This is a genomic window from Sporolactobacillus laevolacticus DSM 442 (genome assembly GCF_000497245.1).
Classification (GTDB): Bacteria; Bacillota; Bacilli; order Bacillales; family Sporolactobacillaceae; genus Sporolactobacillus; species Sporolactobacillus laevolacticus.
The window spans coordinates 209,300-231,881 of record NZ_AWTC01000008.1; the positions used below are offsets into that span (position 1 = coordinate 209,300).

Sequence of the window (22,582 nt, forward strand, 5' to 3'; positions counted from 1 at the left end):
GGAGGATTTATGATGGTTAAGGAGGCAGAAAACTCGCAACGACCACGAGATCCAAACCCGAAAACTTGGCTGGCTGAAAAGTTAAGTCAGCGCTATTTCGCCAGCTATAAACCATTCAATTTTGTGGATGGCGAAGGCGTGCGGTGCAGCCTGTATGTCAGCGGATGTCCTTTCGACTGCCCTGGCTGTTACAACAAAGCTGCTCAGAACTTTCGTTACGGCCAACCATACACTCAAGAATTGGAAGAACAAATCATCAAAGATATTGGCCAGTCTTTTGTCCAGGGGCTGACGCTTCTCGGCGGTGAACCTTTTTTGAATACCGATGTTTGCCTCTCGCTGGTGAATCGGCTCCGAAAGGAATTCGGTCACACCAAAGATATTTGGTCATGGACGGGGTATACGTGGGAAGAACTGCAACAGGATTCCACGGACAAAAAGGAGTTGCTTTCCAAAATCGACATTCTTGTCGATGGCCGCTTTGAGTTAGCAAAGAAAGACTTAACCTTGCAATTTCGCGGCAGCAGCAATCAACGGATTATTGATGTCCAAAATTCCTTGGCAAAAGGACAGGTCGTGATTTGGGATCGTCTCATTAAATAGTGTAATTTCTAGATTTCCATCTAACAGGCTTTAAGTGATAATTTTGGAAGAGCCTGCTATTATACATTAAATCGTCCGCGTTTTTTCTGCCCGGACGATTTTTTACTTATAAAATAATGATTATTTCCAAGACAATCATCTTGAAAGAATTAGCTGATCCTCGGATGGTTTAGTAACCCAAAAATGTAACCGTATGCTTGTCTGAAGTATAAAATAATCGGGAAAGGAGGAAGATGACATGCATCATTTTGATGAAGAGGCGGGCGTACTCTTCGAAAGTATTGCGACAGAAGAAGAGGCACTTGGCAAACTCATTGAGGCGGAAGCAAAAAAGATTCAGGCATTCTCCGGAAAACATTTGGATTTCCCGACAAAGCCTACTAACCGAGAGATTATTAGTTTCAACCAAGGTGTCGCCCGTTTGCTTGAAACCATTTTATTTAAGGAATGGATTTTGATCAAAAAGCTGGAGGATACGATGCTTCTTATCGAGTTGGGTGAAAAATGCGAGAAACACAAGGACGGGGAATGCACACGAAAAGATAGTGAGCATGATGATGACTAACCATAAGGAAACCCCCAAAAGATATATATTAGATCCGGAAACCACTCTATGGTTTGCCATGGTTGAAGTCCAAAAATCTCTTGATGATTTCGAAGAAGCCATCTACACTCTTCTTTCTGCTACTGAACAGAGAGAGCAAGAACAAGGTTTTTCACGCTCTCTGATGACACTGAATCAAATGTTTTCAAGGTCCATTAAACAGAGCCTGAGGAATACAAAACGGCTTCATAACAAGGAAATGAGTTATTTTTATGTTTCCCACAATTTAGAAGAGAAAACAAGGCCATAATTCAGGACTTGTTTTCTTCTGTAAAACTATTGAGGACCGTGTCATGAGTCTCACCATTCAGAGCCACACATAGGCTCATTTGCTCTTTTCAAACCCATTAGGATGAATGGTTCTTTATAAAATCGAGCACATCTTGCAGTTTGGTTTCCAGGACAATTTCTTTCTTGATGATGGTACGAAGTGTCTTTTCTACGCTGTTGTTTACGCCAGTCAACGCATTAAGATTGGTGGGGAATTTAGTAGCAACAAAGATAACTTTATTTGCTTCTGCATTAATTAGATCACCTAGCGCATTTTCTTCGTTTGCAATCGAGGTCAGTACGCCTCCAAGTGCTGCCAAAAGAGCTGGATCTGGTGTCCCACTCGGAAGAGCTTCCAGTGCGTCTTGTAGTTTCGTTTCAAGAACTAAGTTCTTTTTAACAATCGTGCGCAGCGTTTGTTCCACATTTTTGTTCAAAGCAATGACATCATTGAAGCCCGGATTGCCATTGACAAAAACGTTCACTTTGGTTGCCTCAGCACCAATCAGTTTCGCCAAATCATTTTCTTCGTTTGCAATCGAGTTCACGATTGCAATTAAACCTTGAAGTATTGTCTGGGTCATAAATGATACCTCCATATAGAAATTGTTTGTTACAATTCTATTTATATGGAAGCTACAACAAATTTGAGTGGACGAATTAACGCTTGAAAGTGTCTATTTTTTTGATCTGGCGATTTGTCAAGCCAAGTGCAACAACTCATCCTGAGATGATTCCTGTGCTGTTTTCCAGTTTAAATACATGCGGGGAGGTTGATTAATCAATCGCACAGCCCGATCAACTTCCTTTTGGGTTACTTGAGAAAACAAAATGCCCTTTGGGAAACATTCGCGCAATAGACCATTATGGTTTTCGTTCGACCCTCGCTGCAAGGAGGTGTACGGATTCGGTAAATCCAAGGCCTTTTTTCTAGTGTGTCGCTCTTCGAAATTCCTTGCCTCGGTCGACTGTGGTCGTATTAAGGGCTAGGTTAGGAAAGCATGCAGTGTTTTGTACTGCCCCATTCAAGTCTTTCGCCGTTCAACTTGGAATCAGCACGGCTTGATAGAAACGTGTTTTTCGCTCGATAAAGGTAGCTAGTCATTCCTTTGCTTTCCCACGAGAGGAAACGATTGTATCCAGCTCCCAGTGTCCAAAGATCTCTCGCGCATTGATTTTTTCGGGACGTTTCTACGCCTTTCACATAAATTGAAAATAAAGTGATTTAAATGCAGAGAGAATTGGAAGACCAAATCATCAAAGATATTGGCCAGTCTTTTGTCCATGGGCTGACGCTTCTCGGCGGTGAACCTTTACCGATGTTTGCCTCTCGCTGGTGAATCGGCTCCGAAAGGACTTCGGTCACACCAAAGATATTTGGCCATGGACGGGGTATACGTGGGAAGAACTGCAACAGGATTCCACGGACAAAAAGGAGTTGCTTTCCAAAATCGACATTCTTGTCGATGGCCGCTTTGAGTTAGCAAAGAAAGACTTAACCTTGCAATTTCGCGGCAGCAGCAATCAACGGATTATTCATGTCCAAAATTCCTTGGCAAAAGGACAGGTCGTGATTTGGGAACGGCTTGTGAACTAACTGACTTGAAAAAAGTATATTGATACGCAGCATCCCGCAAAATAATGCGGGATGTTTTTGATTTCAGCATCAATTAAGACTAAATCACAATCACTTAAATTAATAGCGAGTTATAAGTAAATTGTTTTTGGAAAAAGATACCGCCAAAACTCACATCACCCAAGAGGTCGATATTAGGAACGTATAAGGTGCAGTGAAAATAGCGAATGCCAAGGCAATCCGTTTTGCCTGCCGCAATGAGCACGACTTTTTAAGCACACGGAAATCAAATGCGTAAATGACCAATGCGGAAAGCAGAATAGCCGTGAAGAAAATCGAGGTGCTGAACAAAGAGGTGTAAAAATCATATGGATCGAAATGAAGGCCGGTAAACATAATCCCAGTTAATAAAATCGAGCCTATCACATCTGCCAGCAAACCAATTCCCCATAATTTCAAAAGTAAATGAAACCATTTTTCTCGTTCGAGTTTCACATGCATGAATCGCAGGACCACAAACTGAACCAGTGCATCGATCGGTAGATTTAACAAGGCAGCAAGGGCAAAAAGCGTGGGAAATAGCGGAAACATAAAAACCGGAAAAATTAAATCGCCTAGAATAAACGATTGAACGATTGGAGTCATATTCTGTTCTCCTTTTTTAGAAAGTAATAGACTTTTTGTTCAATGTAGCGAGGTGCTTCATTTACCGATACTCATATGTTTCTCAAGAAAGCGAAAAATTGTTGAAAAGTATAAGTCCGGTTCGGCAAGCGAAGAAGCGGCATGCGTGGCATTCTTTACAAGTAAAAGCTCTTTTTCTCCAGCTGCGGCTTCGTAAACGCGATGCACCATGCTCGTTGGAACAAACGTGTCCTTTTCGCCGTGAATGAACAAGATCGGTACTTTTGCCTTTTTCAATTGTTCAACGGCCGAGGCTGCAAAAATACCATAGCCTGCCCGTGATCGGGTCACCCGATCAGCAAAACGCAATACAGGGAAGGATGGCAATCGAAAAAGGTTACGTAATTCATAAGCGAATTCATCCGCCACCGACGTATAACCGCAATCTTCGACAATACAAGCCACATGATCAGGAAGCTCTTCACCTGCCGTCATCATCGCCGTTGCACCACCCATCGAAACACCGAGAATGACAATCCGAGCTTGAGAATCCCACTTTTTAATCTGATTTACCCAACCAACCACATCGAGCCGGTCATTCCAGCCCATACCGATGTAATCGCCCTCGCTTTGTCCCGCGCCGCGCAAATCCGGTACAAGCGCGTTAAAATTGTGATCGGCAAAAACAGATGCGTAATAGAACATGTATGAAGCTTCATCCATATAACCATGCAAAAGGACGATCCAACGATGCTTGTCAGGATGAGGGACGAAACGGTAGGCATGAAGCTTTAGACCATCAAATGCATGCATAAAAACATCCGTCGGCGGACATTGTTTCAGAAAGTGTTCTTTGACGGCTTTTCGTTCATTAATCCGCTCCTGCATTTTAAGGGAAATCTTGTCCGTCGATACCGCTGGATCAAGATTCTTCCGATGAGGCGAGTCCTCTCGAGCAATAGCAAGACGGTAAAAATAATTACCAATCATACGCTCCGTCACTTTGAAAGCAACAGCCACAGTCGTCAGTGCAGCAGTCGCTATTAGAATTTGGTTTCTCATTTTTTTAGACTTGTTTTTTGTTTTCGCTTTTGAATCATAGGATTGACTTCTTACTGATCGCATGGTGCCGCTTCCCTTCAAAAGGTCTCTTCTCTTTGAATTTTAAATTATAATTTTTTAAAAGGGAATCGTTGCGACCTGCTAACAATCAATGAAAAAGTTCAATTAGGATGCATTCAGGCAATTCTTCATTTATGGTATGGTTCTCCGTAATGGGTTAAAGTGAGGGTTTCAAATATTAATTTTCTGCAAGAGTATTCAATTTTTTAGGCAGATCAAAGAGCTGATTTTGTTTTGAATAATAATATAATCGATTTATCATTTCTTGCGGAATTTCTTCGATTATGCTTAGCCAAGAGCTGGTTACGGCAAAACATTGGTTTTCAGAGGATTTCGATTGGCTTGTTGTTGAGCACAACTCATAATAAACTTATTTATTCATTTTAATACCTTTTCTTTGAGTTTCATCGTTCAAAAATGTAACAGATATAGCAGAGCTTATAGATGAAGATAAGCTCTGCTATATCTGTTGGTAATTTAGATAAACAATTAGACACATCCTCGTGTACGGAGGAAACAATACATTCCTCCAATTCATTAGCAGCAGAATCCTGATCTAATAAGTTAAGGACACTATTAAGCAGACATTTTGATGAAGGTAATGTTCAAAGTACGGTTGGTCTAACCATAATTTCGCTAACCAGGGTGTCATCAGGTTCATTTATGGAAAAAGCAATGGCTGTGGCAATACTGTAAGGAGAAATGCCCATGCCTTTAACTTGACGGGCTATCGTCTGCCCTTCTGGGCTCGTTATGTGATCGAGCAGTTCGGTTTTTGTCAGCCCTGGAGCAATCAAGGTAGACCGTATGTGCGAAGTCAAGGACTCTTCCAAGCGCAGCCCTTCTGAAATGGCCCTCACAGCGAACTTAGTGGCCGAGTAGACGGCCGATCTCGCGTCCACATGATAACCGGCTGTAGAAGAGAGGTTGATAATATGACCAGATTGCTGTTCCCGCATGGCTGGTAATACGGCTGCGATGCCATACAGAACACCTTTGATATTCACATCGATCATTTGATCCCATTCTTCAACTCTTAGTTCATACAGTTTGGAATTGGGCATAATGCCTGCATTGTTGATTAATACATCAATTCGGCCATACGTATTCAAGGTAAATTTGGCCAAATTCTGCATTTCTTCGGCAGAAACGACATCCGCTTTTACAGAAAAGGCGTCACCACCACCCTGTTTTATTTCATCAACTATTGCATGCAGGCGTTCTTCTCTTCTGGCAGCCAATACTACCTTCGCACCGTTTTGGGCCAGAAACTTCGCAGTTGCTTCTCCTATGCCGCTGGAGGCTCCTGTTATAATGATCACTTTGTTTCGAATATTTTCCATGAGTTACTGCTCCTTTGCTTATAAATTGTGATACTTATATGGGAATGATGAAATTAAACGAACATACGATATACAACGTGTGTTGATTATATGACGTCCGTTGATTAATATTATAGATAGTAGCCCCGAATACTCAATGGTTAATTGATGCGTATTTGTTTGATATACAACAGTACGTTCGGTATTGTTGATAATCTTAAGGAGGTAACGAATGCAATGGAACATGCCGTAAAAATCGACCGCCGCATTCTCCGAACAAAACAATCCATTACGAAGTCCTTTTTGGAGCTGTTCTCGGAAAAAGATTTTGGAGAAATTACGATTAACGATATCGCAGAGCGCGCCAATGTTAACCGTGGAACCATTTATCTGCATTACGCTGACAAATACGATCTCTTGGACAAATGCATTGAAGAGCGCATTAACGAATTAATTTCGCTGTGCAAGAACCGGGAAGTCGATGAAGTTAATCAAGAGCTCATACATGAGTCAAAACCGTTTTTTGATTATTTAAAGGACAACTTTCCGTTCTTTTCTTCTATGTTCTCTAATCAAAGAGTCTTTGTTTTCCGGGACCGTCTACAGCATTTTATCTCCGTCAGTCTTATGGAAAAAATGAATAAACTGGGTAATAAATCCGATGTCGAGAGTGAGCTAAACGCTCAATTCATGGCTTCTGCTTTTATCGGGATTGTGGAGTGGTGGATTCGTCATCAAATGCCGTATTCCACGAATTTTATGGCCGATCAGGTCAGGAAATTATTTGAAAAAAGTCAGATATATCCAAACATCATGAAGCGCCCATGAACAAAGATTAAAAAAAGACCTTCAGAAGCCAGCGAAAAAGAAATCGCCCTTCCGAAGGTCTGCTGTTGCATTAGTAACTAAAACTTGAAAACTAAAAAAGCATTCCAACCCCATGTCGGCTCTGCGGTTTCGATGAATAAATAGGTCGGGATGCCGCCTTTGCCAGCCGTTTCCGGCGCCGCTCGAAAAACCTTCGTGCGACGCTTTTCGAGAGCGGTCTGCCTCTAGAGGCTTCATGTCAAGACATTCTCAGAATTTCCAATTTATAAGTCAAGAGTGGCTCACGATGACGTAATCGGAGTGGCTCAAATTCCAATTATCAAAAATAAGTGTATTGTTGCCCACCCAAACTTATTATTTTCTGTATTTTATCTCCAACTTTCAATAAGTTTACCGTTACTTATGATACGGTTCTCCGTAATGAGTGTAAGTGAGGTTTTTATATTAGGCTATGTTTTATAGTGTTGAAATATAGCCACCAAAAAAATAGGTGGGATTGTCCACCTATAATGCTCAATATAAGAAGATTGTGTAGTAAATTAACACCAGTATCATGATTATAACATAGGGGTAGTATTTCTCACATTGCACAAATATAAAGCAGTATCATGATTTTCAAAAAAAGTTTTCTCTTCCACACACATAAATCCTTCATTTTCATATACTTTCCTTAATTTATTTCGATGCTGATTACAATTTAGGCGAATTGTATTAATGCAATGACTCTGAGCTACACTTTTTGCAAAATCGATTAATTCTTTTGTAAATCCTTTTCCTGCAAACGCACGTTTAACAGCAACCTTATGCAAATATAAAGATTCCCCTTTTGGAATGTTAGGCCAAAAGGTTGGATCAAAATCTGTTAAAGCCATACAAGCCGTTGGCAATTCATTTTGATATGCAATATAGAAGTTATTTATTTTGAAGGAGTTTGAAAGAGCAGTCCACTTGACATTTGACTCATTCCATGTGTTTTGCATTCCACTTTTAGACAACCAGTTAACTGCGTCCAATAGTATTTCTTCAATAACTGGTATATCATCTTCATCAGCTTGTTTAATCATTATATTACCCTCCGTTATATAAATATCTCTTAAAATCACACATGTTATAAATACATTGGCTCTCTATTCTTTAAATCTTTTACTTTGATATATGAATGTGTTACATTGCTTTGAACCATAAAGTTCTTAGCCTTTACTATCTCTTTGTCCAAACTGTCATCGGAAAGCTCACTTTGGGTAATAGTTACGGGCGTAAAATAATCGTTCTCACATAGGTGCATTTCTTATCAATCATACTTATTGTAAGCCATTCCATTTGCCACGAAAGCTCTTTGCATTTTTGTATTAGATGTTGCTTGTTCAGTGAAATAAATATGGTTACAAGGGCACTTACTGTTAACAGTCCTGCCGTAATTGTAACTGCAAATGTTAAATTTTGATTTTGTGTATCATTATTGAACTCACCAAGGAGAGCTCTATAAATATTATATATTTTTTCCATAACTACCTCACAAACAATAAATAGTTACTTACTTCTGTTTTCACTGGTTCTCCGTAATAGTTTAAGTGAGTGATTCTTTATTTTTCAAAAACTAATCCTTGGTAATCAATCTTCACGAGAATGAAGATAAAAATGTGCATTAAAATTGAAAAGTATGTTATATCTACATCTTCCGCATTGATGTTATAATGCGCTAAATTATTTCTCATGTTCATACCATAATCATTATTGGTTAGAAAATAGTCCATGGTTTCAAGTTCTTCTTTTGAAAATAATAATCTAAGTTTGTTATTACTTGTATTTAGGTCGAATCTTAACAAGTCGCCTAAAGTGAACCTAGCCTCCTTAAAGATTCCTACAACATCATAAGTTAATTTTAAATAGATCTCTCGAAGAAATCTTTCTATTATCAAGGACATGCTTAGGCTCCCTGAAAAATAATCCTTTTCATTGAGTAATCTTTCAACCAATGTCAAATGTGCTTTCAAAAATGGTGAAATTCCAGTAAAATCTTGTACTTTCTCAGCATACATTATTAGTTCTTGCCAAAAATTAGCTTTATATTTTCCCATTAAGTACATCGTATTTAGAATAAACTGCGTCTTACATTTTCTAAATTTAACAAAGAATGATCCCCTGCTGTATTTTCCATGATTTGTGCCTAAATCTATATTTGTTACGAAATCCAGCATGCTAACATCTTTACTTTCGTATTGCATAAATTGATAAATAGAAAAAAGCTCTATATACGTTAAAAAATAAAACTTGTCACTAAAATCCTTACAAATTGTTTCCAACTCTGCATATTTTTCAGAGTTAGTGACCGTTTGATATCCGCCTTTTGATTTATTTAGAATTTCCTCTGCGGCATTAAGCCTTTCTTTTATGAATATCTCTCCTTTTAATCCTAAAATACGATATCCTAACACATCCTTCATAAATTTGATTTGAACAATGTTATTTGCCGCTTTAAATTCAGCGGAATCTAAAAACAAGATTATTTCTTCTTTAAATTTCTTGTATTCTTCCTCAAAAACCATTTCTATTCGCATAGTGATTTCAATCTGTTGATCAAAGTCCCTTATGGACAAGGGGAAAAGTACTTTTTTTACCAACTCGACTTTTATTTTTGTGGACTTCAATGCTTCAAATATGCTATCAAAATGACTTCGGAGCAAAAAGTCATCAGTGGTATTAATGATTTCGTTCCAACATTGAATCCCTTTTGTATATGTAACGCACAATTTTAAAGTTTCATTTTTTATATCATAATCATCGTTCGAAAAAATTTCAGTAGCATGCAAATTAATGAACCTTATTATCGGTGCTTTTAATTCGTTATTGCTAATTTTCTGAATACGAGGTTCTGTATAAAATTCTATTAAGTTTTTTTTTAATTCTTCATTGGATATAAACTTTATCAGTTCTCTATACTCGAAAACAACTTTAATTTTTAGTAATGATTCATAATCTAATATAGATGTAGGCTCTTTCTGCACAACAGACAACACTGATTCATAGAATTCATCACGTCCACTTTTCAAGTCTTCGAGCAAGTTTTTAAATTGCATCCCTGTTGCCAAATCGTTAATTCCGTAATTTTTCACGGAATATTTCTCAAACAAGGGAATCACTGCTTTCTTAATAATTTGGAATAGATACGTATTTCCTTATATCAAGATTAGCGTATCAATAAACTAACGGCGTTACCCGTTCTAATAGTATATAGATACAAAATTCGAATAAGTCACTCTTTTTCGCCTCACCCTCAATAAGTTAAGTTAGATTATGAAATCCAGTATGGGCTGAGGAATACTTTTTCTAATATTATTTCTCTAACATTTTCGTCAACTTCCTTTATACAATTACAATCTCTGTAATTGTGCCCACACTTTGAGCATTTAGATTTTTTGATCCAGCAAGGTCTATTTATACCTATATTGTTTTTCCTGATAAATTTAATTTCTTCTTTTTTCAACTGTAAACTTATTACTTCACATTGTTTTTCCTTATCCCAATTTGACTTGAATTTTTGTTCACTTAGAAAATGTCTTGGTATTGTAAATGTTCCATTTTCGTTAAGCACTCGTTTAATATCCATTTTTGTGTCATTATTAAATAAATTTTTCATATTTACTGCTGTTTGTTCACACCAATTACCCATTTTGTCTTCTTCGGTTGGAAAATCAATAAAACCATCTTTAAACCATTTTAAGATATCATTCACATACCCAATATACGAAAAATAAATATCATTTTGCTCATACTCTAAACCTAGATTAAATGAAATTAATCTATTTTGTCCCTTACCTGCCCATGATTCACAAATTTTACATATATTATTTAAAATAATTCTAGCATTTGTAAAACTATCTTTTCCTTGAAATTTAACGGTCGCAAAATTTGTAATTAAGTCATTATACTCAATAAAATTAATATCACCATCAAGATCAATTTTAATGTGATCACTTTTCAGTAATTTAATTAGGCCCACAACACAGTTATCAATGCATTGTTGCTCATTTTCACCATCGTAAATGCATTCATTTATTTCGAAATAAACGTCATTGTTATAATTGGTTCCATGATGTTTTTTGTATGAAATCAATAATCTTACTCCATCTCCCGGATTTATTATTTTTGGAATATAATTTAAAATATTAAACTGATGTACTTCTTCTGCTGGTATATTCACTTCATTCTTTGATTTTTCCTGCTTGCCTTCAAGATATTCACCTACTAAACTGTTGTCTCTATAATAGTCTCCAATTAGTCTTTTCCATAGACTTACCTCTATTTGGCCATCTACTCTCCATAACTTGGTATACTTTGTGTTTTTTGGAGCATGTTTTATATCTATTTCTAATCGAGACGCCATTTTTTCCTCGTCATATAATCTAATAGCTCCGTCTAAATGAATTGGATAATTTGTCGAATCATCTAACATTGAATGAACATACCTGCATCCAAAATGATCATTGCTTATCCCGTAACTTGGTTCGTCTGCAATTTCTTCACATTCAAAGGTTCTTTTCCCATCCTGAAAATACCAACCTAATTCTGTACTAGAAACACCCATGAATAATTTCTCATCTTCACTTGCTTCATATATTGTCACACCATCTGGTATTACCGATAAATTATCTGTAAAGTAAGGGCCTCTCCAATATTGAAATTCAAATTTCATTCCATATGATTTTACAAGACCTATTAAGTCTTCATCTAAGGCTATTTTGACTTTTAAATCTTTATTCTCGCTCGTTTTTTGCAATAGTTCTAGAAATTCTATATTTAAACTATTCAATCTAGACAAAGAGCGTCTATAATAATTATGCGCAAATACAACAAAATCTTCTATCTTAAAAACTCCAGGAGCTATAGGATTCAGATTAGTAATATCTATTAACCCCTTCTTATCCTCATTTTTAAAAAGGTCTGGGAACACACGTCTCACAATTCCCCGGTCTACAACTGCTGCGCTTTCATTATTGCAATATTTTTTATTTCCCGTGTAATACTGCGACAATTTTGTATCTAGTTCATTTTTAAAGGGCATGACATCTTCTAATTCTTTAGCGTATTCATAACTCAAAACTCTGCTCTTAACTTTTTTTTCATCAATGGCATTTTCAGCAATATATCCTTCTCCCAACGCCTTTACAATACTGGGTTCAATAACTAAGCCAAGTGGCTGTGTCCAACCAATAGGCTTATGGTGATTATGACCAAAATATACTGGAAACCCATTAATTGAATTTACAATTGCTTTTTCCATTGCTGATATGGTCATTTTCAAATTTTTTTTATTTATTTCATCACTACAAAAAACAGATAACGCCTTCATCAATTGGATCACCTTCCTTAGCTATATATAATATTCATTTCAGTCTAGGTCAATTGTTCTAATATCTTATGATTGAAACTCTGAGAACTTTTGTTTCTATTACATAATGGTTAGGGGGTGATGGAATGAATGGTTGAACAAGCAAAGATCTTCTGTTTAGTCAGGTTGATAATCCAGCATTAGAGCCATCCAAGCCTTGCTTAAGAAATAAAAAACAAGGTCAGTAATTCAAAGAGAATGATCAGCCATTTAAAAAAATTGGTGATCTATACAAGTAGATGCAAAGATTTGGTATACCAAGAGCGCCTGGTGAAAGTCTGGTTTATGCTTCTCTGCACGCGCTTGGATTAAAGACAATTTGATAATGAATTCGAACCCTTACTACACTCGATAACTTCGTCATCGGTGAAAAATACACCTCGTGGGATATTACGATTTTTGCTCATAAATCATTAATATTATTAACCAACAGGTCAATTATAGCAAAGTTATCGGCCTAAACATTGTCTTGCCTGCCAAGGGTGATGAATTAGTTTCTCTTTTTCAATAAAGCCAGTTGAAAGGTTTTTTTGGCCCTCTTAGTTTCGTAGCAAATAAATAATGCAAGCATCAGCAAAACATATAAAGACGAAAAATAATTTTTCTGATCCCCCTCCCTCAAATATATTGATATTTGAGGTATCAAAATTACTGCTCGTTTAGGTATGGTTATTCTCTAAGCCAATTTTTTGCAAAAATAGCATTTTTCCCATCTTTAACGTTAATTCCGTTGCATTTTCAAATCTCTTCTTTGTAATTTATCATCAAAAAAGACTAAATCGAAAGAATCTTTGCTATTCATGTAGACTAGAAAGTTCCTCTTTATCGGATCTGATGCGACAAATGTTCCACCACCGTTACTATCTGCTTTTACGGTTGTCGGATATAGATATAGCTTATATGTATTCTTCCCAAGAGGCTCTAGTTTGTATTTTGCCATACCAGGAAGTCCATTGATTAAAGATGTATCTATTGTAACAAATCCATCTTTTGAATAAGACATTTGAATAAGGGTATGCGTATTATCTAGTAAGTCCTTGGATTCATATTTCCAATTACCGACAAGGAGCGGATTATCGACGATTTTTTTAGGTTTCTGCAAAGGCCATTTACTGTATATGTAATCAATGTAGGACATTTTAGCTCTGGAATCATCCGCGGCAAAAGATTGAATTTGTTCTGATGTTTTTCCACCTACATGATACTGATCATCAAATGTTACGCCCTTCAGAATATCGACATAAATTGCTCCATCGATCTTGCTAATTGAATAATTGTAATCTGTATACATCCGCTTTCTATTTCGGTATCCTTTTTCTGGTAGATACACGGAAGCTCCATCATCATCTGTTATTGACGCTCTCATCCCTTCAGGCAACATAACAACTGTGTAAGCCCCATCTACATATGTTTTTGTATTGTCCGCATCTGTGTAAATGCGTTCTCCCTTATCCCCCCAACTTTTTAGTAATGGATAATACACTTTTGGCCGCACTGATCCTGCAGAATCAAAACCTGTTACTGGCTTTTGTGTGTTTATACGATTTGAATTTTGTTGAGCTGAGTTTTCGGACTTGTGTTTCAGTGTATTTCTTGTCGCTTGGGATAAATTTTTTAGGAAAAATGGAGATTTTAGATAAACTACAGCACCTGAGCAAATAAAAGCAATACCAACAATGAAGACAAGGAATATCTTAGCAGCCCCCCCTTTTTTGTTTTTCGTTATTTTACTAATCGTCATCATCATGTAAGTAATGAGGAAGAACGTGCCAATCGCCAAAAAATAATAGGATAAGATTTTCATGTGTTATTCCATCCTTTTCTACATCATCATACAAATGAATTTCTATTGAATAAAAACACTAAAGAAAAAAAATGACAAGCATCATGTAATTGCTCGTCACCGAATTTAATTTCTGTGTTTACCTTTTCAACTGTACCAATTCTTGTAGGATTTGATCTGCACTAGTAATGACTCTTGCGTTGGATTGATAAGCTCTTTGTGCATTGATCAGCTCCGTCATTTCATCGGTTAGATCAACGTTTGATGCTTCAAGTGCACCTGCAATAATCTTTTTTTCAGTATTCAAATCATAAAGATCATCACCTGAGGCTGCATTATCCTGATAAATATTGTTACCCATTTTTTCAAGCCCCTGCGGATTTGGAAAACGTGCCAAAGCTATAGGGCCTGCCTCATGGTCTTCATCGTCTCCAGTCAATCGATAACGGACGATTCCGTCATCTGATATAGATACGCTTGAGACAATCAATTTTTTCCCACTGTTATCTCCTAGAAGATCCGCCTGTTTGGGAAGCTTGATATTATCCAATAAAACGGTTGATCCAAATGGCGGAACAACTTCACCAGTAATTGAATCGCGTAATCGTCCCTGAACGAATAAGCCATTCGCGTTGACTAAGAAACCATTGTTATTTAAATGAAAAGAACCGTCACGGGTAAAAAGGTTTGGGTCTGTGCTTGGATGATCGGGTGAGCTTAATATAAAATATCCACTACCATTAATTGCTACGTCCAAAGGGTTGCTCGTACGATTGACAACACCGTTTGTATGTAACGTATCAATGGCTCCAACATTTGTACCTAGTCCCACCTGCTCACCATTTTGTGATTTTTGTGCATGCGACAAGGTATCATTCATTGCATCCGCAAACGAAATACGACTTTTCTTAAATCCTGTTGTATTGACGTTTGCAATGTTATTGCCCACCACATCTAATTCTGTTTGAAATCCCTTTAATCCGCTTATGCCTGATTGTAATGAACGCAGCATAGACATATACGGTGTTCCTCCTTCCACACAGATCTATGAAATGGTCAAATCTAATTGAGTGAATACTTTCTTTGCTGTTTGTGCAATCACCAAATTGCTACCGACATTCACTGTCCCACCAATAATGCCGCCGATAACAGGAACAAATTTCCCGAGGTTAACAATTCCCTTTTGCCCAAATTTTGTAATCAGTCTGGTACCAACTTTCTTGTTAACTGTGACCAACACCTGTCTTGGAATTCGCTTAATCACTTGAATGGTTACCTTTTGTCCAATTTGTACTCCGGCATTAGCCAACATATTGACACCCGATTGTCCAACTAAACATGCGAAAACAAACGTTTTGACTTGATCGTCGTGTAAATCATAATTTCGGATATAAGCGATGACGGCGATCATGCGTGTTTGCACGTACAGTACAGAAGAAATATCAGCAGGGATGGCAACAGGAAGTGTAATCAAGCCACCTAACCCAGTGAGAAAACCGCTTGTCCCTACTTTGGCATGTTGCCAATGAATAAAGTCTTTAATGGCTGCTTCAGAATCATGATGATGTTTCTTGAGATACCGCTCAGCAAGTTCGGATGCTGACGGCATGGTTGGTAATCCATTTAAAGATTTGTCATAGCACCAGTCTAAAACCGACATCATTTTTTTTGTCGTTAATAAAGCGATGTTTATCCCTCCTCCTGGTCAGTTTGAATTCGTTGAGCATGTCTCTAAGGCGGCATGCATCGTTTTTTGAATTCTTCTTCATCAAAGGAAAAGGATGGAGGCAAGGTGAAAGATGCAGAATCAATTTTTATTGATAAATTCTCTCGAATCATAATGGGAACCGGTTTGAGACTATACTGTGTTTCTTTGTGAAGGGGTTCATTTAGAAGTGCGGCCAAGAAAAAATGTGATTGCTTATATACAAGGCCCACTGGACATAACGTATAAGCCTTATTTTCCTGTACCAGATAAAGCATTTTTTTATGTGATAAAGCTTGATAAACAAGCTCTACCTTGTCCAGCATGCGATTTTTTTGACGCTCAGATTTATAGTGATTAAGATTCGCACGCATATTGGCTATAAATTTCTGGTGTTTCTCTTTATCCAATTGTGATGCAACCGAATGGATAAATTGCATGCTTTCTGCTTTGGTTAGAAGTTGACTATCTAGCAGTACCTTTGATAGAGCGATCCATCTACTCCATGATAATTGAATGGATTCTGAGTAAATGAGTCTATAACCACCGACTTTGGGGTCATACATAATGTCTCTGTTGATGTAGAATCTTGCCATGTAATATTTTATATCTTGAATATCTCGACGAATTGTTCGTTCATGAACATTAAACTGAGTAGTTAGTTCACTTTTATATACGATATCTCCCATAATCAGCTTGTCATATAGGAAGAGGATTCGATCAATTCTGTTGCGCTCTTCTCCCACAAGGATCACAACCTTGTCCAATGAAACTACTATCTGTTATCTACACGAGGTTAATTTAGCAAATGGTTTGGACACTATATGTCCGTTCGTTGATTTTGTTAGGCATTTGGACTTATTTTTTTTGGGAATTTCCCAAATTGGTTGTGGGTTATATGGTTATTGAACCAATTGTGTACATCTTTTTTCCCTGTTGATCCAAAATAATATAGATAGCAATATCTGCATGGGCATGAATAAAACAAAAGCACTTAAAGAGGGTGTCGCCTTCTGGCAGCACTCTCTTTAAGTGCTCCATTTTCAACTGTTCTTTTCTAAATAGTGCATCATCTAAAATCCATTCATTATCATTCAAATGCGGACAATGTTCTTGAATGTATTGACGAAATATCGTGGTAATATTCATGATTATTCCTCCAAATGGCAATAGAATTTTGGTTACTCTTTTTGTCCTATAGATCGATATAGATGCAAAAAGAGGGGGAGAGATCATTTTTTGATCTCTCCCCCTCAACATTCAAGTACTGTAGGAGTTCCTTATTAAATTGAATCCGTATCGTATGAACCGTTCGATCTTCTCCAATGGTGATCTTGTCGATTAACAGCTCCATTAATCGCTTTCGCTGTTCCCGTGAAGAGGATTGTCGAAAAAACTCACCAAACCGATTCATGGTTTCCCGAATCATCTGTACAGAAACTTCACGCTGAGATTCATTATGCAAAGAATCTTCAATTTGTCCCAATCTAGTCTTGAGCTTCAATTGTTCACCATTGAGCTGTTCCATTCGCTCAGCCAATTCACTTTTACTTAGAATACTGTCTTCATAAAGTTCCAAGTCTTTCTTTTTTCTAAGTTCAATTTTGTCGATGCTGTCTCGAACCTGTTTTTTTTCCTTCTGAAACGGGGCGTCGACTTCTTTAGTTTGACGATTCAATCGATTGACAATATCACGAACCAAACGGTCACTATTGACTAATCGGCTTAGCTTTTTTAAAACGTATTGATCTGCCTGATCTATCCTCACCCCATTTGAATGACATACTGACGTACCTTTATTCTTCCATGCACCACACACATAGTACTCAAGCACTCGTTTAGAACCATCTTTATTTCGGTTCGTCGTTCTCCCAAGAACCATACTCGCACCACAGGCAGGACATTTGATCAATCCTGTCAGTAAATGTTCCCCACTATGCACACGGTTTGCCTTGTGGCTCCTGCTCTTGAGTACCGTTTGTGCCTTTTCCCATTGTTCATTCGTAATTATTGGCTGATGCTTTCCCTCTACCATAATAGGATGGGGGTTGATGTCGTTTCGTCTTTTTTCGCTCCAATTCCGCCGAACATTATAACGAATCATGCCGATGTAAATGGGATTCGTCAAAATGGTCTTGACGGTCGCAATGGAGAAGAGATTCCCCTTCTTGCTTCGATAGCCCGCTGTATTAAGCCGATTCACTATGGATTTGTATCCATAGCCTGATGTATACAGCCTGAAAATCTCCCTCACTGTATTGGATTCAGATTGATTGACGACCAGTTTTGTGTGAATCCTTTTCTTCCCATCTGATGGAAGCTTTACGATATCATACCCTAAGACTTGTCCACCATTCCATTCGCCTTCTCGAGCACGGGCCAACATCCCCATTTTGACGTTTTGAGCGATCGTCCCACGTTCAAACTCAGCAATCGCGGCCATCATGTGGAACTGTAAGCGCCCCGCTGGTGTTTCTGTCTCCAACGTTTCGGAGTAAGAACGAAAGGCAATATTATGGCGGTTCAATTCGGTGACAATATTCAATAAGTCCAGAATGTTACGAGCAAGCCGGTTCATTTTCCAAACAATCACGACTTCAAAGTGCCGGTTCATCGCATCATCAAGAAGGTGTTGGAGGGAGGGACGAGCTTTGATGCTCTTTCCGCTGATCCCTCGATCAGCATACTCATGATACACTTCATACCCTTCCTTCTCGCACCACTGGTTGAGTAGTCGGAGCTGTTCATCGATCGAATAACCTTCTTCCGCTTGTTCAATCGTGGAAACGCGGGCATAAATGGCAGCTCTTTTTAGTGGAGCAATTGATGCATCACCCATTTTTCTGCTTCTCCTTCCCCTCAATATATCTTTCTTTGTCGATATACTCAGAAACCATTTCTGCAATCATCCCGACAAACAAATCAATTTTCTGTGACTGATATTCTTTTTGCATCTATCTTCATTCCTTAAAATAATATAAATTCAGAAAACAATTTGAAGTCCCCCTGTTCCCCCACATAATCGAACTATGACATACTCATTTTAATAAATTTTTTTGCAAAAAATTTGATAAAATATAAATTTCAAGAATCGAGGGGGATAAGGGGGATATTCCATTATGCCTGTTCTTCCTCATCCAAAAAATCACTAATTATATTTCCTTCATATAAGATGCAATAAGTGTAATCGCCTTTTGGATTATATCCTGATTTACCTGTTGCCTGTTCTCTCTGAGCTTCTTCACTTTTCGAGAAAACGCCAATACGTTGTTGAAACTTATCTTTCTCATGATGCAGCAGCCCAAAGTCCTTTAATTGTGAAAGAAGGACTTTTTCATCGGAAAATTTAAAATCGTCCATGATTTTTCTGAACTGGTTTTTCAAGATATAACAATAGGTTTTTCCATTTTTTATCTCTATTCTGCCCCAGATCTCATTGTTTTCAGTTGTTGGCAATATGCCCTTTTTAAAATTCTTCTGGTATTGGATGATGTACTGTTTCAAGCTCTCATAAAAGTTCATTGCCATATCTCTTTCAGATAATGACTCTTCTTCTTGTTGAATCAACATTTTTAAAATCCCGTCACATGATAATTCAATATCAAACGTCTTCGAGAACACTTTCGCTGCCAGAATAATGAACGAAAACTTTGTCGCAATGCGATCTCTAAGCTTACTTTCCGGAAGTTCGTTAATAATCTGTTGCTTGATCTGAACCCAAAACTGAATTAGCGAGTCCATACCTACTTCCGTCAATTTTTCAATGAAAGGCTGACACAATACGCCATAATTTTTAAGTAATGTTTTTTGAATGGCATTTGCATTGTCTGCATCTTTAGTCCAAGGAATATTGGCAAACTCAAAGACTCGGGCTCGTAATCCAAGATTGTGATTTAAGTGTTGAATGATTGAACTTTCCCCTGTTGTAATAATAACTGTATCCCATGAATTAGCTTTCTCTATGTCATAGCTGTTTGTCACCGGGTTATTCCTGGATAGCCTTTCTCTTGCTGTTCCTTGTGCCACCGCATAGATAAACGTACTTAGTTGATTGTGATCCATGTTGTTCATTGTCGTTTCATCAAACACCATCGGAATACCATTGTTTCCTTCCAATAATTTGAGCATCGAATTTGGGGTTGCATTAAAAGAATGAACCAATGAATTTTCTGCTGCCACCTTTGGATTGCCAAACCCTGAAACTGCGAGCATTGCGGCTGTAGTTTTCCCAGTCGTCGAATTCCCTACTAGATGAATCAAGAGGGAATCCACGTTAATTCGATCATTCCCACCGATTAATGAAACGATTGGAGCTGCTAATCCTGAACAGAGCATTAACTCTAAAGGAGGGTGTCCAGTAACCTCGGCTTTGATCATGTCCAGATATTCTTTCAGTGAACCCTTAGGTGCAACATCAAACCTTCCGTCATACTCTGATTGATTCACATCAATTGAAAGTGCGCTTCCACCTGTATAGGGGATGATCTGATAGTGCTTAAAAGGTGGCGATTCAGGAGAAACATCATACGCCCATCCCAGTTTCCCGTATACTGATGTTGGCTTGATCGACTGCTCAGCTATACTGATAAATTCAATTACTTTTTGTGCTTTTTTGCCTTCCCCTAAAACATCCATTCCCAAAGCAGCTAGACGATCCATCGAACGGGGCTTAATGGTTTCTCTTGGAACAGTTTCCGTTACCCAGTCGTCATACGCCCAAAAAACAAGTTCAAGCTGAATACTTCCTGTTTCAATATTACGTAACACTCGTTTTACTCTTACAGCTCTTGCGATGGGTTTGTCTCCCTCAGTCATCAATAACAACTCTTTACCCTTCACTTTGTAAGGATAAAAAATGATCTCAGAGAATTCGCCTGAAGATTGAACTTGATTCTGATCTGACGAAAGATCAGCATCCTTATTTTTATTTGGATCACTTAATGTGGTACTTTGTTCATTACCATTACTATTTATGTCTTGAATTTCTCCACTCATTTCAAACCATATCCTTTACAAAAATTATTAAGGAATCGCTGATTTCACCTGCCTCGATCGGCCTGTAGTTAATGAACTAGTCTCATTACCATAACATTGGAGGTCTCAGCGATTCCCTATTTTACTTTAATTGTTATTCACATAAGAATCGTTCATGGCCCGCTTGAATAAAATACTGAGTGCTTATCGTATTTTCGTATAGAAGGTCTTATCATGAATTCGACTGCAAGTACGCCAAATGTAAACGTCGTTCTAGCCTTACAGACCTGGACAGTACCCTTAATCGCTCACACGGACAATCACCTGTTAATGAATACACTGCTAATTTTCCCGAAGATTCTTCCAAGTCCTTAATCCGCCATTGTGATGTTCCAAAGCAAGAGCGATATCCATTAAGAAATTGAGCAAATTCTGATTTTGGGTCGCGTGACACGTTACACGAATACAAAAATTCTGGTGTTATCCCTGTGGAACTGTAATCCAAGATTGATAGGAAGAAGAAGCATTGAAATTCCGTTCCTTTGCTGCCCTGCACTTTTTTCATATAGGCACGCTTCAGGGTAAAATCATAAACGCCTGGTGACAATAATGGTGTCTTTCTGACCTGAATACTCTGGTCATCTGTGAATGAAAAACCCATCGGATCTTCATTTTGCCGATCTATCATTGGTGAATGGGGTATTCCGTTAATCTTTAATGCGTACTGGTGATCCCAGTATTCAACAGGAGAAGAAAAACCAGATTGTTCTTCTTCGTCGTAAGCGTCCGGCAATGATTCTATTCTCATTAATGTCATGATTGTGCCTCCTAAGGATTCAATTCAAGTTAATTTCCAATTGCTTATAAAACTTTAATGTTTGAAAAATCCAAAACTATCCTTGCTTTTCGTGTAAAGCGATAAGAAACTACTGCCTCGAATACAATACCATGCAACTTACTTAGTGAAAGCTGTCCGTGCGGCTCTTCACCAAGGATACAGTATAAAAACCAGTACAAATTAATATTGTCATAAAGCAAATAGAATACCTTCTCGACTGTTAAACCGTCGCCAGTCAATAGTCTCAGTGTGACCTTACTCTGACCATCATACTTGCCCCACATTTCCTCCTGCCAGCATTTCATAATCATAAATTTTGTGAAACCTTCGGGAATATTTGGCCACTCAGCTTCATTTATTCCATCTGGGATTAGGCTGTCAGGATAAAAGGGGTTTTCGTTTTCTGACTCATTAAAGCGACCTACACGTAGGGACATAAGAAACACCTCCTATCAGATAAAGAAGATTAATTAACCGAATATTGAAAAAATATTTTTCATGATAGATCTTGAATTCAAATACTGGATTTAAAGTTTTCATTGCAATATATGATCTTCTATGGACTGCAATGGGTTACTCGGAAAAGAAATAAACTGGGAAATAATTGATTCATGTACTACTACACATAAAAATCACCTCCTTTTTTCAGTTGTCAAGGAACGGATTGAATAAAAATCATATTCCTAGCTAACGCAATCATAGAGCAAAGCGCTAAACTTAACGGAATAAGAATTCATCCAATTTGAGACTTATCAGAAAGAAATCGGATCCCCTAGAGCTGATCAATTCCTTCTGCAGGTACTATACAATAAAAAAACTGATCAGCCAAATAAAATTTGATAATTAAATATGGTACATTATTCGTATATAGCCCTTTTTTGAAAAATTCTCTATGCATTTATTTCAATTCTTTCGTTTTTGACACTTCAATGCTTGGTAACCAA

The 22,582-nt window shown here is 37.7% G+C and carries 21 protein-coding genes and 1 pseudogene; 5 read left to right on the forward strand and 17 right to left on the reverse strand.

Annotated features, from left to right (window positions below):
* The first annotated feature begins 12 nt into the window (after positions 1 to 12).
* The 3 genes from nrdG (at position 13) to P343_RS28360 (ending at position 1,457) form a co-directional block, all read left to right on the forward strand.
* Positions 13 to 603 carry an anaerobic ribonucleoside-triphosphate reductase activating protein gene (gene nrdG, locus P343_RS28355; protein ID WP_023510220.1) on the forward strand — a complete coding sequence of 197 codons (591 nt, stop codon included), beginning with the start codon at positions 13 to 15 and terminating at the stop codon, positions 601 to 603.
* Between the two features lie 238 nt (positions 604 to 841).
* Positions 842 to 1,168 (forward strand): alpha-helical endospore appendage domain-containing protein, encoded by a 327-nt coding sequence (locus P343_RS0118845; RefSeq protein ID WP_023510221.1) that lies wholly within the window; start codon positions 842 to 844, stop codon positions 1,166 to 1,168.
* Positions 1,155 to 1,457 carry a hypothetical protein gene (locus tag P343_RS28360; protein ID WP_023510222.1) on the forward strand — a complete coding sequence of 101 codons (303 nt, stop codon included), beginning with the start codon at positions 1,155 to 1,157 and terminating at the stop codon, positions 1,455 to 1,457. The genes P343_RS0118845 and P343_RS28360 overlap by 14 nt, the downstream gene beginning before the upstream one ends.
* Before the next feature lie 97 nt (positions 1,458 to 1,554).
* On the opposite strand, the gene P343_RS28365 is transcribed toward P343_RS28360, so the two are convergent.
* On the reverse strand, positions 1,555 to 2,061 hold the full coding sequence (locus P343_RS28365; RefSeq protein WP_023510223.1) for an alpha-helical endospore appendage domain-containing protein: 507 nt from the start codon (positions 2,059 to 2,061) through the stop codon (positions 1,555 to 1,557).
* Between the two features lie 651 nt (positions 2,062 to 2,712).
* Between P343_RS28365 and P343_RS28370 the strand changes: the two are divergent.
* A pseudogene (locus P343_RS28370) lies at positions 2,713 to 3,074 on the forward strand (4Fe-4S single cluster domain-containing protein); the annotation flags it as partial.
* Positions 3,075 to 3,224: 150 nt separating this feature from the next.
* On the opposite strand, the gene P343_RS28375 reads toward P343_RS28370, so the two are convergent.
* The 3 genes from P343_RS28375 to P343_RS28385 form a co-directional block, all read right to left on the reverse strand.
* The gene (locus tag P343_RS28375; RefSeq protein WP_023510224.1) at positions 3,225 to 3,698 is read right to left on the reverse strand and encodes a hypothetical protein; all 474 of its coding nucleotides are present in this window, start codon (positions 3,696 to 3,698) and stop codon (positions 3,225 to 3,227) included.
* Between the two features lie 57 nt (positions 3,699 to 3,755).
* Positions 3,756 to 4,802, reverse strand: coding sequence for an alpha/beta hydrolase (locus tag P343_RS28380; RefSeq protein WP_236620347.1), 1,047 nt, complete (start codon positions 4,800 to 4,802; stop codon positions 3,756 to 3,758).
* 602 nt (positions 4,803 to 5,404) lie between these two features.
* Positions 5,405 to 6,142, reverse strand: coding sequence for an SDR family oxidoreductase (locus P343_RS28385; protein WP_023510226.1), 738 nt, complete (start codon positions 6,140 to 6,142; stop codon positions 5,405 to 5,407).
* 216 nt (positions 6,143 to 6,358) lie between these two features.
* Between P343_RS28385 and P343_RS28390 the strand changes: the two genes are divergently transcribed.
* Complete coding sequence (locus P343_RS28390; protein ID WP_023510227.1) at positions 6,359 to 6,949, forward strand: TetR/AcrR family transcriptional regulator; 591 nt, start codon at positions 6,359 to 6,361, stop codon at positions 6,947 to 6,949.
* Between the two features lie 557 nt (positions 6,950 to 7,506).
* Here P343_RS28390 and P343_RS28400 read toward each other — a convergent pair.
* From P343_RS28400 to P343_RS28460, 13 genes are all read right to left on the reverse strand, one after another.
* Positions 7,507 to 8,013 (reverse strand): GNAT family N-acetyltransferase, encoded by a 507-nt coding sequence (locus tag P343_RS28400; protein WP_023510229.1) that lies wholly within the window; start codon positions 8,011 to 8,013, stop codon positions 7,507 to 7,509.
* 519 nt (positions 8,014 to 8,532) lie between these two features.
* Entirely contained in the window at positions 8,533 to 10,062 is a 1,530-nt protein-coding gene (locus P343_RS28410) for a DUF4209 domain-containing protein (RefSeq protein WP_031263954.1), read from the reverse strand.
* 179 nt (positions 10,063 to 10,241) lie between these two features.
* A complete protein-coding gene (locus P343_RS28415) occupies positions 10,242 to 12,302 on the reverse strand; it encodes a hypothetical protein (protein WP_152525282.1) in 2,061 nt (686 codons plus the stop codon).
* A 757-nt stretch (positions 12,303 to 13,059) separates the two neighbouring features.
* Positions 13,060 to 14,142 carry a hypothetical protein gene (locus tag P343_RS28420; RefSeq protein WP_023510233.1) on the reverse strand — a complete coding sequence of 361 codons (1,083 nt, stop codon included), beginning with the start codon at positions 14,140 to 14,142 and terminating at the stop codon, positions 13,060 to 13,062.
* A 118-nt stretch (positions 14,143 to 14,260) separates the two neighbouring features.
* On the reverse strand, positions 14,261 to 15,139 hold the full coding sequence (locus P343_RS28425; RefSeq protein WP_023510234.1) for a flagellar hook-basal body complex protein: 879 nt from the start codon (positions 15,137 to 15,139) through the stop codon (positions 14,261 to 14,263).
* A gap of 27 nt (positions 15,140 to 15,166) precedes the next feature.
* The gene (locus tag P343_RS28430; protein WP_236620348.1) at positions 15,167 to 15,730 is read right to left on the reverse strand and encodes an EcsC family protein; all 564 of its coding nucleotides are present in this window, start codon (positions 15,728 to 15,730) and stop codon (positions 15,167 to 15,169) included.
* A 122-nt stretch (positions 15,731 to 15,852) separates the two neighbouring features.
* Positions 15,853 to 16,593: an HTH domain-containing protein gene (locus tag P343_RS36405; RefSeq protein WP_152525283.1), complete on the reverse strand. Its 741-nt coding sequence runs from the start codon at positions 16,591 to 16,593 to the stop codon at positions 15,853 to 15,855.
* A gap of 127 nt (positions 16,594 to 16,720) precedes the next feature.
* Positions 16,721 to 16,975 carry a hypothetical protein gene (locus P343_RS28440; RefSeq protein ID WP_023510237.1) on the reverse strand — a complete coding sequence of 85 codons (255 nt, stop codon included), beginning with the start codon at positions 16,973 to 16,975 and terminating at the stop codon, positions 16,721 to 16,723.
* A 46-nt stretch (positions 16,976 to 17,021) separates the two neighbouring features.
* A complete protein-coding gene (locus P343_RS28445) occupies positions 17,022 to 18,665 on the reverse strand; it encodes a recombinase family protein (protein ID WP_023510238.1) in 1,644 nt (547 codons plus the stop codon).
* A complete protein-coding gene (locus tag P343_RS37620) occupies positions 18,658 to 18,780 on the reverse strand; it encodes a hypothetical protein (protein WP_023510239.1) in 123 nt (40 codons plus the stop codon). Before P343_RS37620 ends, P343_RS28445 begins: the two co-directional genes overlap by 8 nt.
* A 163-nt stretch (positions 18,781 to 18,943) precedes the next feature.
* A complete protein-coding gene (locus P343_RS28450) occupies positions 18,944 to 20,821 on the reverse strand; it encodes a DUF927 domain-containing protein (protein WP_023510240.1) in 1,878 nt (625 codons plus the stop codon).
* A 211-nt stretch (positions 20,822 to 21,032) separates the two neighbouring features.
* The gene (locus P343_RS28455) at positions 21,033 to 21,617 is read right to left on the reverse strand and encodes a hypothetical protein (RefSeq protein ID WP_023510241.1); all 585 of its coding nucleotides are present in this window, start codon (positions 21,615 to 21,617) and stop codon (positions 21,033 to 21,035) included.
* A gap of 44 nt (positions 21,618 to 21,661) precedes the next feature.
* A complete protein-coding gene (locus P343_RS28460) occupies positions 21,662 to 22,075 on the reverse strand; it encodes a hypothetical protein (protein ID WP_023510242.1) in 414 nt (137 codons plus the stop codon).
* Positions 22,076 to 22,582: the final 507 nt, after the last annotated feature.

What these genes read in the sequence shown, in the direction of transcription:
- nrdG (WP_023510220.1), top strand. Translation starts at nt 13, where the DNA reads ATGGTTAAGGAGGCAGAAAACTCGCAACGACCACGAGATCCAAACCCG.
- P343_RS0118845 (WP_023510221.1), top strand. Translation starts at nt 842, where the DNA reads ATGCATCATTTTGATGAAGAGGCGGGCGTACTCTTCGAAAGTATTGCG.
- P343_RS28360 (WP_023510222.1), top strand. Translation starts at nt 1,155, where the DNA reads ATGATGATGACTAACCATAAGGAAACCCCCAAAAGATATATATTAGAT.
- P343_RS28365 (WP_023510223.1), bottom strand. Translation starts at nt 2,061, where the DNA reads ATGACCCAGACAATACTTCAAGGTTTAATTGCAATCGTGAACTCGATT.
- P343_RS28375 (WP_023510224.1), bottom strand. Translation starts at nt 3,698, where the DNA reads ATGACTCCAATCGTTCAATCGTTTATTCTAGGCGATTTAATTTTTCCG.
- P343_RS28380 (WP_236620347.1), bottom strand. Translation starts at nt 4,802, where the DNA reads ATGCGATCAGTAAGAAGTCAATCCTATGATTCAAAAGCGAAAACAAAA.
- P343_RS28385 (WP_023510226.1), bottom strand. Translation starts at nt 6,142, where the DNA reads ATGGAAAATATTCGAAACAAAGTGATCATTATAACAGGAGCCTCCAGC.
- P343_RS28390 (WP_023510227.1), top strand. Translation starts at nt 6,359, where the DNA reads ATGGAACATGCCGTAAAAATCGACCGCCGCATTCTCCGAACAAAACAA.
- P343_RS28400 (WP_023510229.1), bottom strand. Translation starts at nt 8,013, where the DNA reads ATGATTAAACAAGCTGATGAAGATGATATACCAGTTATTGAAGAAATA.
- P343_RS28420 (WP_023510233.1), bottom strand. Translation starts at nt 14,142, where the DNA reads ATGAAAATCTTATCCTATTATTTTTTGGCGATTGGCACGTTCTTCCTC.
- P343_RS28425 (WP_023510234.1), bottom strand. Translation starts at nt 15,139, where the DNA reads ATGTCTATGCTGCGTTCATTACAATCAGGCATAAGCGGATTAAAGGGA.
- P343_RS28430 (WP_236620348.1), bottom strand. Translation starts at nt 15,730, where the DNA reads ATGCCGTCAGCATCCGAACTTGCTGAGCGGTATCTCAAGAAACATCAT.
- P343_RS28440 (WP_023510237.1), bottom strand. Translation starts at nt 16,975, where the DNA reads ATGAATATTACCACGATATTTCGTCAATACATTCAAGAACATTGTCCG.
- P343_RS28445 (WP_023510238.1), bottom strand. Translation starts at nt 18,665, where the DNA reads ATGGGTGATGCATCAATTGCTCCACTAAAAAGAGCTGCCATTTATGCC.
- P343_RS37620 (WP_023510239.1), bottom strand. Translation starts at nt 18,780, where the DNA reads ATGCAAAAAGAATATCAGTCACAGAAAATTGATTTGTTTGTCGGGATG.
- P343_RS28450 (WP_023510240.1), bottom strand. Translation starts at nt 20,821, where the DNA reads ATGAGTGGAGAAATTCAAGACATAAATAGTAATGGTAATGAACAAAGT.
- P343_RS28455 (WP_023510241.1), bottom strand. Translation starts at nt 21,617, where the DNA reads ATGACATTAATGAGAATAGAATCATTGCCGGACGCTTACGACGAAGAA.
- P343_RS28460 (WP_023510242.1), bottom strand. Translation starts at nt 22,075, where the DNA reads ATGTCCCTACGTGTAGGTCGCTTTAATGAGTCAGAAAACGAAAACCCC.